The organism is Streptomyces sp. NPDC058955 (assembly GCF_042741435.1).
Taxonomy (GTDB): domain Bacteria; phylum Actinomycetota; class Actinomycetes; order Streptomycetales; family Streptomycetaceae; genus Streptomyces.
Genome location: NZ_JBHYKM010000079.1, coordinates 6,909 through 18,227, shown reverse-complemented (window position 1 = coordinate 18,227; position 11,319 = coordinate 6,909). Strand labels below are relative to the sequence as shown.

At 74.2% G+C, this 11,319-nt stretch carries 12 protein-coding genes; 5 read left to right on the top strand and 7 right to left on the bottom strand.

The window, feature by feature from the left end:
• Positions 1-116: 116 nt before the first annotated feature.
• Positions 117-1,565, bottom strand: coding sequence for a hypothetical protein (locus ACFW1I_RS25950; protein ID WP_384674272.1), 1,449 nt, complete (start codon positions 1,563-1,565; stop codon positions 117-119).
• Between the two features lie 232 nt (positions 1,566-1,797).
• Here ACFW1I_RS25950 and ACFW1I_RS25945 point away from each other — a divergent pair, with 232 nt between their 5' ends.
• Entirely contained in the window at positions 1,798-3,636 is a 1,839-nt protein-coding gene (locus ACFW1I_RS25945; RefSeq protein ID WP_384674270.1) for an endonuclease/exonuclease/phosphatase family protein, read from the top strand.
• Between the two features lie 13 nt (positions 3,637-3,649).
• Here the strand turns inward: ACFW1I_RS25945 and ACFW1I_RS25940 are convergent, their stop codons facing one another.
• Complete coding sequence (locus ACFW1I_RS25940; protein WP_384674268.1) at positions 3,650-4,363, bottom strand: antibiotic biosynthesis monooxygenase; 714 nt, start codon at positions 4,361-4,363, stop codon at positions 3,650-3,652.
• Positions 4,364-4,465: 102 nt separating this feature from the next.
• Here ACFW1I_RS25940 and ACFW1I_RS25935 point away from each other — a divergent pair, with 102 nt between their 5' ends.
• Positions 4,466-4,921, top strand: coding sequence for a GNAT family N-acetyltransferase (locus ACFW1I_RS25935; protein WP_384674266.1), 456 nt, complete (start codon positions 4,466-4,468; stop codon positions 4,919-4,921).
• An 85-nt stretch (positions 4,922-5,006) separates the two neighbouring features.
• Positions 5,007-5,891 carry a 4-hydroxy-tetrahydrodipicolinate synthase gene (dapA, locus tag ACFW1I_RS25930; RefSeq protein ID WP_384674263.1) on the top strand — a complete coding sequence of 295 codons (885 nt, stop codon included), beginning with the start codon at positions 5,007-5,009 and terminating at the stop codon, positions 5,889-5,891.
• Here dapA and ACFW1I_RS25925 read toward each other — a convergent pair.
• From ACFW1I_RS25925 to ACFW1I_RS25910, 4 genes are all read right to left on the bottom strand, one after another.
• Positions 5,870-6,088 carry a hypothetical protein gene (locus ACFW1I_RS25925; RefSeq protein WP_384674260.1) on the bottom strand — a complete coding sequence of 73 codons (219 nt, stop codon included), beginning with the start codon at positions 6,086-6,088 and terminating at the stop codon, positions 5,870-5,872. The genes dapA and ACFW1I_RS25925 overlap by 22 nt on opposite strands.
• Before the next feature lie 210 nt (positions 6,089-6,298).
• Entirely contained in the window at positions 6,299-7,285 is a 987-nt protein-coding gene (gene dapD, locus ACFW1I_RS25920; protein ID WP_384674257.1) for a 2,3,4,5-tetrahydropyridine-2,6-dicarboxylate N-succinyltransferase, read from the bottom strand.
• A gap of 44 nt (positions 7,286-7,329) precedes the next feature.
• The gene (locus tag ACFW1I_RS25915) at positions 7,330-7,926 is read right to left on the bottom strand and encodes a TetR/AcrR family transcriptional regulator (RefSeq protein ID WP_384674254.1); all 597 of its coding nucleotides are present in this window, start codon (positions 7,924-7,926) and stop codon (positions 7,330-7,332) included.
• A complete protein-coding gene (locus ACFW1I_RS25910) occupies positions 7,926-8,246 on the bottom strand; it encodes a DMT family transporter (protein WP_384674252.1) in 321 nt (106 codons plus the stop codon). The genes ACFW1I_RS25915 and ACFW1I_RS25910 overlap by 1 nt, the downstream gene beginning before the upstream one ends.
• A gap of 62 nt (positions 8,247-8,308) precedes the next feature.
• Between ACFW1I_RS25910 and ACFW1I_RS25905 the strand changes: the two genes are divergently transcribed.
• Positions 8,309-9,382, top strand: a complete 1,074-nt coding sequence (locus ACFW1I_RS25905) for an oxidoreductase (RefSeq protein ID WP_384674249.1) — start codon at positions 8,309-8,311, stop codon at positions 9,380-9,382.
• 139 nt (positions 9,383-9,521) lie between these two features.
• On the opposite strand, the gene ACFW1I_RS25900 is transcribed toward ACFW1I_RS25905, so the two are convergent.
• Complete coding sequence (locus tag ACFW1I_RS25900; protein WP_384674246.1) at positions 9,522-9,929, bottom strand: hypothetical protein; 408 nt, start codon at positions 9,927-9,929, stop codon at positions 9,522-9,524.
• Positions 9,930-10,373: 444 nt separating this feature from the next.
• Here ACFW1I_RS25900 and ACFW1I_RS25895 point away from each other — a divergent pair, with 444 nt between their 5' ends.
• Positions 10,374-11,204, top strand: coding sequence for a hypothetical protein (locus ACFW1I_RS25895; protein ID WP_384674243.1), 831 nt, complete (start codon positions 10,374-10,376; stop codon positions 11,202-11,204).
• Positions 11,205-11,319 lie beyond the last annotated feature (115 nt).

The window sequence follows — 11,319 nt, the reverse complement described above, 5'->3', positions numbered from 1 at the left end:
GGGGGGGGTTAGCCCCCCCCCCCCGCGCGCCCCGTGGCTAGGGGCGCTGACGGCGGGGGGCCCGGGCGGGGGCGCCCCCCCCCCCCCCCGGCTATGGGCCCCCCGCGTCGGGGCCGTCAGGCGGAGCCGGTGCGCGAGCGGGCCTTGAAGGCGGCCTTGCGGGCCTCCTTGGCGGCCGTCTTGTCCGGGTGGAGCCGGCCCATCGCGTCGAGGACGTCGGCGGTGGCGGGGTGCTCGACCCGCCAGGCGGTCTCCAGGAAGCCGGTGTGCCGACTGGTCAGGCCCTCGATGAGCTCCTGGAGTTCGGCCGGCTCGCCGGAGGCGTCGAGCTGGGCGGCGATGGTGTCGACCGCGAGCCAGAAGATCATGGACTCCGGCGGCGGGGGCACGTCGGAGGCGCCGCGCTCGGCGAGCCAGACGCGGGCGAGGCCGCCGAGCTCCGGGTCGTCGAGGACGGCGCGGACCACCGGCTCGGCGTCGGGGCCGACGAGGGCGAGGGCCTGCTGGCAGTGGAGGCGGCGGAGCGGGGACTCGGGGTCGGAGCCGCGGGCGGCGGCGAGGAGGTCGGCGGCGGCGGGCAGCGGCTCGCGGCCGGCGAGCCACGCCTCGGTCTCGGCGCGGGCGGCCGGCTCGGGGTAGCCGACCAGGCCGGCGAGGAGGGCGTCGGCGTCCTTCTCCGCGAGGTCGCCGACGGCGGGGGCGGCGACGCCGGCCTCCACCATGCGGGTGCGGACGCCGAAGAGGCCGAGCGGGGTGAGCCGGACCATGCCGTAGCGGGTGACGTCCTCGTCGTCGACGGGCGGCGCCGGCTCCTCGCCCTCCTCGGCCATCAGGGCCTCGTCGACGGGCTGGTACTCGACGAGGCCGATGGGCTCCAGGAGCCGGAACTGCTCGTCCAGCCGCATCATCGCGTCGGAGACCTGCTCCAGGACGTCGTCGGTGGGCTCGCCCATGTCGTCGGGGACGACCATGGAGGCGGCGAGGGCGGGCAGCGGCACGGGCCCGTCGCCGGGGCCGCCCTCGCTGACGGTCAGCAGGTAGAGGTTGCCGAGGACGCCTTCCAGGAAGTCGGCCTCCGCCTCCGGGTCCCAGTCGAGGGTGTCGAGGTCGAGGCCGCCGTCCTCGTCGAGCAGCGGCTCCAGGTCGTCGAGGACGGGGGCGACGGCGTCGGCGAAGACCGCCTCGAAGGCGTCGAGCCAGAGGGCGAGCACGTCCCGGGGCGCACCGCCGGTGACGACGGCGAGGTTCTCGCCGGGGGCGGCGGTGCCGGGGTTGTCGTCGTCGGCGCCGTCCTCGACGTCGACCAGGCCGGTGTCGACGGCGAGCCGCCAGGCGTCGCCCGCCCAGTACTCGGCGTCCTCGTCGTCGCCGAGGCCGAGGACTTCGGCGGCGTCCGGCAGCTGCTCGTCGACGAGTTCGCCGCCTGCGCCGACCCGGGTGTCGGGTCCGGCCCAGCGCGCGAGGAGGACGGCGCGGGCGAGGAGGGGGGCGGCCAGGGCTTCCCGAGCCAGCTCCGCGTCCGAGGGCAGCCGAACGGGGGGAAGGGTGGGGTGCTCCGCAGCCATGTGGGGGATCTCCTCGACGCGTGCGTGGATCGGTGGGGTGCCCGGTGGGGACCGGCCGGCACCGGTGTGGGGCCGGCGTCCCAGCGTAGACGCATCCGGGGTACCGCCCGCCGGTTCACGGGCCCGTCAGCCTTCGTACACCCGTCGACCCTTGACAAGTGGGGCGCTCTACCAAGAGATTGACGCGCGTAGATCTCTCTGCCCTTCCTCCAAGCACCCTCGGAGCCTCCTGATGTCTTCCTCCATACCGAGAACCGCCGCCGTCTCCGCGGTGGTCGCGGCCGCGCTCGCGGCCGGTCTGCTCGCCGGCTCGCAGAGCGCCGCGGCCGAGGACACCGCCGTCGTCCGCATCCACGACGTCCAGGGCACCACCCGGGTCTCGCCGCTGGCCGGCAAGCAGGTCACCGGGGTGACGGGCATCGTCACCGGCGTCCGCGGCTACGGCTCCTCGCGCGGCTTCTGGATGCAGGACCCGCAGGGCGACGAGAACCCGGCCACCAGCGAGGGCCTGTTCGTCTTCACGAGCTCCACCCCGACGGTCGCGGTCGGCGACGCGGTCAGCGTCGACGGCACGGTCACCGAGTACGTCCCCGGCGGCCTGAACTCCGGCAACCAGTCGCTGACCCAGCTGTCCCGCCCGAAGGTCACCGTGGTCTCGAAGGGCAACGCGCTGCCCGCCCCGGTCACCATCGCCCCCTGGTCGGTGCCGGACGCGTACGCGCCCGCGGGCGACCCGGCGAACGGCGGCTCGATCAACGGCCTGGAGCTGGCCCCCGAGACGTACGCCCTGGACTACTACGAGTCCCTGGAGGGCACCAACGTCCGCGTCGGCTCCTCCCGCGTCGTCGGCGCCACCGACCCGTACTCCGAGCTGTGGGTCACGGTGAAGCCCTGGGAGAACGACAACGAGCGCGGCGGCACGGTCTACGGCTCGTACGAGTCCCAGAACACCGGCCGGCTCCAGATCCAGTCGCTGATCCCGCTCGCCCAGCAGCCCTTCCCGAAGGCGAACGTCGGCGACTGGCTGACCGGTACGACCGAGGGCCCGCTCGACTTCAACCAGTTCGGCGGCTACACGCTCACCGCCCGCACCCTCGGCACCCTCCAGGACATGGGCCTGGAGCGCGAGGTCACCGACAAGCAGCACAAGAACGAGCTGGCCGTGGCCACGTACAACGTGGAGAACCTCGACCCGACCGACCCGCAGGAGAAGTTCGACGCGCTCGCCAAGGCGGTCGTCGAGAACCTCGCCACCCCGGACATCGTCGCCCTGGAGGAGATCCAGGACGACAACGGCGCCAAGAACGACGGCACGGTCTCGGCCGGCCAGACGCTGAAGAAGTTCACGGACGCGATCGTGGCGGCCGGCGGCCCGGCGTACGAGTGGCGCTCGATCGACCCGGAGAACAACAAGGACGGCGGCGAGCCCGGCGGCAACATCCGTCAGGTCTTCCTCTTCAACCCCGAGCGGGTCTCCTTCGTGGACCGCGCGGGCGGCGACGCGACCACCGCGACCGGCGTCACCGGCTCGAAGGGCCGCGCCGCCCTCACCCTCTCCCCCGGCCGGATCGACCCGGCGAACGCCGCCTGGGAGTCCAGCCGCAAGCCGCTCGCGGGCGAGTTCACCTTCCGCGGCCGCACGGTCTTCGTGATCGCCAACCACTTCGGCTCGAAGGGCGGCGACGAGTCGATCGTCTCCCACCACCAGCCGCCGAACCGTTCCTCCGAGGCCAAGCGCCACCTCCAGGCGCAGGCCGTGAACGCCTTCGTGAAGGAGATCACCGCGCTCGACAAGCAGGCGGACGTCCTCGTCGTCGGCGACATCAACGACTTCGAGTTCTCCGGCACGACCGAGGCGCTGACCGACGGCGACGCCCTCTACCCGGCCATCGCCTCGCTGCCCCGCTCCGAGCGCTACTCGTACGTCTACCAGGGCAACAGCCAGGTCCTCGACCAGATCCTGACCAGCCCCGGCGTGCACCACTTCGAGTACGACAGCGTGCACATCAACGCCGAGTTCGCGGACCAGAACAGCGACCACGACCCGCAGGTCCTGCGCTTCCGCCCGTAACCCGGATCCCGCGCTACGCGCCCGCGCTCAGGCTGAGCGCGGGCGCGTACCTGCGGACGCGGCTGCCGACCAGCCCCGGGTGGTGGTGGACGGCCCGCCAGGCGTCGCTGAGCGGCGCGTACTCGGCCTGCCACTCCACATGGTCCTGCTCACGGACCCACTCGCTGTGGTCGAAGACCCGGGTGCCGTCGGCGGAGAGGTGGAAGTGGGCGCCGATCCCGCCCCGGGCCGGCCGGTGCCCCTCGTCGTCGGCGAGGGCCGCGACCACCGCGTCCACCCAGGCCCGCTGCCGCTCCGGGTCGGCCCCGTCGAACTCGACCTCGACGGCGGCGAGCGTCCCCGGCACCGCCCCGGCGCTCTCCTCGCTCAGCACGGCGGAGCGGAACGGCGGCTCGTAGCGGTGCAGTTCGATCCGCCGGATGCCGGGCACGGCCGCGTCGATCTCGCCGTTGCGGTCGTCGCGGTGGGTGGCGACGAAGTCCAGGTACGCCTCCCAGCCCGTCCACTGCGAGTAGTGCAGCAGGGTGTCGCCGTCGGTGCCGGCGTAGATCGTGTACGAGAGCAGCCGGGGGTCCGGCCAGGGGCGCGACTCCCAGGCCCGGCGGACGGCCTCCACGGCGGCGCGCTGCCGCTCCGGGGTGCCGACGCTCCAGGTGCTGATCAGGACCTGGCCGACACCGGGGCGGTACAGGTCGGGGCGGGCCTGGGGGTGGACGACGACGGTCATGGCGCTCTCCTCGTGCGGGTGTCGTTCGGAACACCCCCCACGCTCCGCCCTCAACCAAGCTTGAGGTCAAGGGGCTTCCGCGGGCATGGAAGACTTCCGGCCATGCCCCCATCACTGCTCCGCCCCGCCACCCGCGCCGAACTCCCGGCCGTCCTCGCCCTCCTGGCCGACGAGCGACGGGTCGTCGACCCGTCGACCGTCCCGGTCACCGAGGCGTACGAGCGGGCCTTCGCGGCCATCGAGGCCGACCCCCGCAACGAGATGCTGGTGCTGGCCGACGCGGACGGCACGGTCCTCGGCTGCCTCCAGGCCACCTACATCCCGGGCCTCGGCAAGGGCGGCGCCGAGCGGGCGCTGATCGAGGCGGTCCGGATCCGGGCCGACCTCCGGGGCGCCGGCCTGGGCCGCCGGCTGATGGAGCTGGCGGCGGACCGGGCCCGCGCGCGCGGCTGCGCCCTCGTCCAGCTGACCAGCAACAAGGAGCGCGCCGAGGCCCACCGCTTCTACGCCTCGCTGGGGTACGCCCGGAGCCACGAGGGCTTCAAGCTGGCCCTCTGACCCCGCATCCGTTCAGCCGGGCTGAACGTTCCGCCCAAGCAGATCTAAGTGGACCTTCACGGTCGTCGGCGCCCAGACTTCCCGCATGAGCACCCAACGCCCCTTCGGCCGCACCCTCTGCGCGATGGTCACCCCCTTCACCGACGCCGGCGCCCTCGACCTCGACGCGGCCGGGAAGCTGGCCGCCCGGCTGGTCGGGGAGGGCTGCGACGGCCTGGTCCTCAACGGCACCACCGGCGAGTCCCCCACCACCACGGACGCCGAGAAGGCGGCGCTGGTCCGCGCGGTGCGGGAGGCGGTCGGCCCGGCCCCCGCGCTGGTCGCGGGCGTAGGCACGGCCGACACCCGGCACACCGTGGAGCTGGCCCGCCAGGCGGAGGCCGCCGGCGCCGACGGACTGCTCGTCGTCACCCCGTACTACAGCCGCCCGCCGCAGGACGCGGTCGCCGCCCACTTCCTGAAGGTCGCGGACTCCACCGGGCTCCCCGTGACGGTCTACGACATCCCCGGCCGCACCGGCACCCGCGTCGAGCCCGACACCATGCGCCGGCTGGCCGCACACCCGCGGATCACGGCCGTCAAGGACTGCTCGTACGACCTCCTGACCGCGGCCCGGCTGATCGCCGAGACCGGGCTCGCGTACTACTCCGGCAGCGAGGAGCTGAACCTGCCGCTGTACGCGGTCGGCGGCGCCGGCTACGTGAGCACGGTCGCGAACGTGGCGCCGGGCCCGCTCGCCGCCGTCCTCGACGCGTACGACGCCGGCGACACCGCCCTGGCCGCGCGACGGCACGCCCGCACGCTGCCGCTGGTCGAGCGGATGATGGCGGCCGGCCTGCCCGGCACGGTCACCGTGAAGGCGCTGCTCGGCGGCCCGCTCCGGGAGCCGCTGCGGCCCGCCGACCGGGAGACGGCCGACGGGCTGCGCGCGCTCCTGGCGGAGCTGGTTCAGGCGGAGTCGGTCGTGTAGGTCCGCCCGAGGATCGCCGCGTGCTCCAGCACGTCCTCCAGCGGGTCGTCGATCTGCCCGGTGTGCAGGCTGAGACTGGGGCCGTTGTTCACCGTCGGCCCGTTGTGCGTGTGCGTCTCGTCCGCCCGGGCGGCCCCCGCCGGCAGCAGCACCGCCGCCGCGGCCAGCACCCCGGCGACCATGGGCTTCGTCCTCATGTCGGCTCCTCGCTCGTCTCTCGGTGGAGCACTCCGCTCCGCCGTGACAACGCTCCGTGACCGGATTCGGTTGCCGTGCCGTCACGACGGCAGCAAGGCGCTCGACCAGTGGTACGTGGTGGCGGCGGGTCGGCGCCTGATGGCGCTGCACGGGGAGCGGCTGACCGCCCTCCCGGCCGTCCGAGCGGGGCCGGGAGGGCGGTCGGGCCGTCAGTTGTGGCTGTGCAGGATGTCGTTGAGGCCGCCCCAGACCGCGTTGTTCGGGCGGGCCTCGACGGCGCCGGTGACCGAGTTGCGGCGGAACAGGATGTTCGACTGCCCCGACAGGTCGCGGGCCTTGACGATCTCACCGTCGGGCATCGTGACCCGGGTGCCGGCGGTGACGTACAGGCCGGCCTCGACGACGCACTCGTCGCCGAGGGCGATGCCGACGCCCGCCTCGGCGCCGATCAGGCAGCGCTCGCCGATGGAGATGACGACGTTGCCGCCGCCGGAGAGGGTGCCCATGGTGGAGGCGCCGCCGCCGATGTCGGAGCCGTCGCCGACGACGACGCCGGCGGAGATGCGGCCCTCGACCATGGAGGTGCCGAGGGTGCCGGCGTTGAAGTTGACGAAGCCCTCGTGCATGACGGTGGTGCCGGCGGCGAGGTGGGCGCCGAGGCGGACGCGGTCGGCGTCGGCGATCCGGACGCCGGCGGGCACGACGTAGTCGGTCATGCGGGGGAACTTGTCGATCGAGGTGACCTGGAGGTGCAGGCCCTCGGCGCGGGCGTTGAGCCGCACCTTCTCGATGTCGTCGACGGCGACCGGGCCGAGCGAGGTCCAGGCGACGTTGGCGAGCAGGCCGAAGACGCCGTCCAGGCTCTGGCCGTGCGGCTTCACCAGGCGGTGGCTGAGCAGGTGGAGGCGGAGGTAGGCGTCGTGCGCGTCGAGCGGCTTCTCGTCGAGGGAGCCGATCACGGTGCGGACGGCGACCACCTCGACGCCGCGGCGGGCGTCCACGCCGAGCGCCTTGGCGGCGCCCTCGCCGAGGGCGTTCACCGCCTCGTCGGGGGAGAGTCGCGTGGTGCCGGCCTCGCCGGGCTCTTCGGTGAGCTCGGGGGCGGGGAACCAGGTGTCGAGGACGGTGCCGTCGCCGGCGAGGGTGGCGAGGCCGGCGGCGACGGCGCCGGTGGTGCGGGGAGCAGTGGTGGTCATGACGGAAAACCTAACGGTCCGGCCCCCGCGCGGGCCAACCGGTCTCAGGTGCCGGTCGGGCCGGCCGGAGCTTCCGACAAGGCCCCGGCCTGCCCTTTCGGCTCTTCGTTCAGGATCCGGGCGATCATCTCGCGGGCGTACGCCTCGTCGTACGGCGCGCCGGTGAGCAGCACCTGGAGGCCGATGCCGTCCATCAGGGCGACCAGGGCGCGGGCGGTGGTCCGCCCGGTGTGCGGGGCGAGGGCGGCGACGACCTCCTCGGCCCACTCGGCGGCGACGGGCCGGAGCGCGGGGCGGCGCAGGGCGGCGAGGTAGAGCTCGTACTCCAGCTCCACCTGGCTCCGTTCGGCTCCGAGCCAGCCGCCGAGCAGCCGGGCGAGCCCGTCGGCGAGGGTGTCGCCGTCGCGGGCGGGCCGGCTCCGCAGTTCCTCGGCGAGGCCGGCGTTGACCTTGCGGAGGGCGGCGACGAGGAGTTCGTCGAGGGAGCCGAAGTGGTACGTGGTGGAGCCGAGCGGCACGTCCGCCTCGGCGGCGACCGTGCGGTGGCTCAGCCCGCCGATCCCGTCCCGGCGCGCCACCCGCAGGGCGGCGTCCACGATCCGCTCGCGCCGCCCGGGGTCGTACCGCCTGGCCCGGGCCATCAGTGCGCCCCGCCCAGGTTGAGCACGGCGACGCCGGCGACGATGAGGACGATCCCGGCGATCTTGGCGAGGCTCAGGGTCTCGCCGAGGAAGAGGACGCCGATGCCGGCGACGGCGGCGGTGCCGACGCCGGACCAGATCGCGTAGGCGGTGCCGACCTGGAGGGTCTTGAGGGCCTGGGCGAGCAGGGCGAAGGCGATGACGTACCCGGCGCCGGTGACGAGCGAGGGCCAGAGCCTGGTGAAGCCCTCGCTGTACTTCATGGAGGTGGTGGCGATGATCTCGGCCGCTATGGCCCCGGCGAGCAGTCCGTAACCCATGGCCCGAGGGTACCCGCCGTTGTGTACGGGCGTACACAACGGCGGCGGCTACGGTATGGCCCATGACTTACGCCCCTGGGCCGTACGGGTACGGCCGCGCGGCCGTCCCGCCGCCGCCGAAGCCCGGTGTGATACCGCTGGCCCCGCTGGACCTCGGCGACGTCCTGGCCGGCTCCTTCGAGACGTACCGCCGCCACTGGAAGGTGCTCCTCGGCGTCTCCCTGGCCTCCTACGCGGCGGCCGCCGCGCTCATCTTCGGGGTGGGCACGGTCGCCTGGACCGCGCTCGCCGACCGGTACGACCGCTGGGTGGACGCCCCCGGCCCGGACGGCAACCAGCCGGAGCTGTCGCCGCTCTTCGTCGGTGTCGGCATCATCTGGCTGGCCTGCGCGCTGGGTCTGCTGCTCGCCACCGGTCTGCTGCACGCCGCCGTCGCGACCGTGGTCCAGGAGGCGGTGCTCGGCCGGAGGATCCGCTTCGGGGCGGTGTGGCGGCGGTCCTGGTCCCGGCTCGGCGCGACGCTCGGCGCGCTCCTCCTGCCGGCGCTGGCCGCGCTCGTCCCGGTGCTGCTCTCGCTGGTCGGCTTCTGCCTGATGCTGGGCGGGATGATCGCGAACATCGCCTCGAACGAGGGGCACCACACCGACAACGGCGCCGGGCTGCTGATCACCGGCCTGCTGGTGCTCCTGCTGAGCGCCGCCACCCTGCCGGTCGCCCTCTGGATCTGGATCAGGTACAGCCTCGCCCCGACCGCCGCGGTGATCGAGTCCGCCGGCCCGCTGGCCGCGCTGCGCCGCTCCGCGGAGCTGGTGCGCGGCTCCTGGTGGCGGATCTTCGGGTGCACCCTGGTGATGTTGCTGATCATCGGCGGCATCTCGTTCGTGGTGCAGATGGGCGTCTCCCTGGTGGCCCAGTTCTCGATGTTCACCCTCCAGGCCGAGGCGAACCTCAGCCCCACCCCCGGCACGGTGTTCCTCGCCGTCGGCGGACTGCTGGCCGTCGTCGGACTGGTCCAGCTGCTCGTCCAGGCGCTGCTCGCCCCGCTCCAGCCGCTGGCCTCCGGACTCCTCTACGTCGACCAGCGCATCCGCCGGGAGAACCTGGGCCCGGCCCTGGCGGCCCAGTCGGTCGCGTGACGGCATGTGAATAGGGGGCCCGCGCGCGGGCGGGGGGGGGGGCGCCGCCCCGGGGCCCGGGCCCCGGGGTCCGCAAAGGCCCCCGCGGGCGGGGGGGCCCTGGTCTGGGGGGCCGGACGGGGACGGGTCCGGCGGGCCGTCAGAAGACGGTGAGGGAGAGGCGCAGCACGCAGAGGTAGCGGTTGGCGCCGCGGTAGAGGTAGTCGGGCAGCCAGCGCGGCCCGTCCTGCTCCTCCACGTCGTGGACGACGTTGACGCCGACCTGCTTGCCGAGGGTGGCGAGCAGGGCGCGCCGGGCGGCGTTGGCGAGGACGTGGGCCTCGTGCTTGGTCGGGCCGTACACCTCGAACTCGATCAGCGGCATGTCGACGTGCTGGTCGCCGATCCAGGCGCCGCCGCGGCGGTTGACCAGGACGGCGGCCTGGGTCCCGTCGAAGCCGGCCGGCGCCTGGACGGCGATCACCGCCCCGGCCAGCGCCGGGTCGGCCTTGAGGACGTCGACGACCAGCTTCTCGACGTCCGGGAACGCACTCGGGGGAGTGGTCATCGCGGTTCTCCTCGGGAGGGGGCGGTGGGTGGGAGGGGCGGCCGTCCGGGGGCGCCGGCGGGAGGGGGAGGGGCGCGGCAGCACGCCCGGACGACCGACGGCGGACCTGCGACCCGTCTCCCGGGCACAGCTCCGCCGCTGCACCAACTGTGACAGAGAGCGTGCGCGCACGCAACTAAAACGGGGCCGGGCTGTACGGGAATCCCACGAGGGGCCCACGCCGCGGGCCCTGACCTGCGCAGACACCGTCGCCCACACCCCTGCCGCCCGCCCACCCCCGCCCGATAGGTTGGCTGCCCCCAGCCCCACCCTGGCCCTGTCCCCGACCCGTTCGTGGCCCGTCCGGGGTCCGACCTCCGGCCGGCCCCCGGCCGTCCTGTCCCCATACGCCCGCCCCGCCCAGCCCGTCCCCGGCCGTCCCGCCCCCTCCCCGAGGAGTCGCACATGTCCGCCGACCGTCCCCGTCTGCTCTACGTCACCGACCTCGCCTACCCGGCCCGTGGGCGTCGTTACTGTGACGAGGACATCGAGCTCACCGCCCGGCTGCGGGCCTCGTTCGATCTCGCGCTGTGCCATCCGCGCGACGCCGCCGCGCTCATGGACTCCTTCGACGCCGTCGTCGTGCGCAACAGCGGACCGGTCCTCCACTACCAGGAGGCGTACGACCGCTTCCGCGAGCGGGCCGCCGCGCTCGGGACCCGCGTCTACAACCCGCTCCACGGGCGCGGCGACATGGCCGGCAAGCAGTACCTCCTCGACCTCACCGCCGCCGGACTGCCCGTCATCCCCACCGTCGACCGCCGCGAGGACCTCGGCCGGCTCCCCGGGGCCGCGCTCTACGCCGTCAAGCCCAAGGCCGGCGCCGACTCCATAGGGCTGCGGTTCCTGCCGCACGAGGAGCTCGAAGGGCTCGCGCTCGACGGGGACCTCCTGGTCCAGCCGCGGATCGACTTCGCGTACGAGGTCTCCTTCGTCTTCGTCGACGACCTCTTCCAGTACGCCCTGTACGCCCCCGACCCGGAGCGCCGCTGGGTCCTGGAGCCGTACGAACCCACCCCGGCCGACCTCGCCTTCGCCCGCCGCTTCGTCGACTGGAACACGCTCCGGCACGGCGTCCAGCGCGTCGACGCCTGCCGCACCCCGGAGGGTGAACTGCTGCTGGTGGAGCTGGAGGACCTCAACCCGTACCTCTCCCTCGACCGCGTCGGCGAGCCCGTCCGCGCCCGCTTCACCGAGGCCCTCACCGACTCGCTCCACGCCTTCCTGAAGGCCTGACGGAACGACGGAGCGCCCCCTGTGCGGGGGGGGTCCCGGGGGGCGGCGCCCGCTTGCGGGGGGCGGTGGGGCGGGGGGGCGGGGGGGGGGGCAGGGGGTAAGGGGGCCGCGGCGG

Bases quoted from the DNA above. Each gene is read 5' to 3' on its own strand.
- ACFW1I_RS25950 (WP_384674272.1), bottom strand. From the start codon at position 1,565: ATGGCTGCGGAGCACCCCACCCTTCCCCCCGTTCGGCTGCCCTCGGAC.
- ACFW1I_RS25945 (WP_384674270.1), top strand. From the start codon at position 1,798: ATGTCTTCCTCCATACCGAGAACCGCCGCCGTCTCCGCGGTGGTCGCG.
- ACFW1I_RS25940 (WP_384674268.1), bottom strand. From the start codon at position 4,363: ATGACCGTCGTCGTCCACCCCCAGGCCCGCCCCGACCTGTACCGCCCC.
- ACFW1I_RS25935 (WP_384674266.1), top strand. From the start codon at position 4,466: ATGCCCCCATCACTGCTCCGCCCCGCCACCCGCGCCGAACTCCCGGCC.
- dapA (WP_384674263.1), top strand. From the start codon at position 5,007: ATGAGCACCCAACGCCCCTTCGGCCGCACCCTCTGCGCGATGGTCACC.
- ACFW1I_RS25925 (WP_384674260.1), bottom strand. From the start codon at position 6,088: ATGAGGACGAAGCCCATGGTCGCCGGGGTGCTGGCCGCGGCGGCGGTG.
- dapD (WP_384674257.1), bottom strand. From the start codon at position 7,285: ATGACCACCACTGCTCCCCGCACCACCGGCGCCGTCGCCGCCGGCCTC.
- ACFW1I_RS25915 (WP_384674254.1), bottom strand. From the start codon at position 7,926: ATGGCCCGGGCCAGGCGGTACGACCCCGGGCGGCGCGAGCGGATCGTG.
- ACFW1I_RS25910 (WP_384674252.1), bottom strand. From the start codon at position 8,246: ATGGGTTACGGACTGCTCGCCGGGGCCATAGCGGCCGAGATCATCGCC.
- ACFW1I_RS25905 (WP_384674249.1), top strand. From the start codon at position 8,309: ATGACTTACGCCCCTGGGCCGTACGGGTACGGCCGCGCGGCCGTCCCG.
- ACFW1I_RS25900 (WP_384674246.1), bottom strand. From the start codon at position 9,929: ATGACCACTCCCCCGAGTGCGTTCCCGGACGTCGAGAAGCTGGTCGTC.
- ACFW1I_RS25895 (WP_384674243.1), top strand. From the start codon at position 10,374: ATGTCCGCCGACCGTCCCCGTCTGCTCTACGTCACCGACCTCGCCTAC.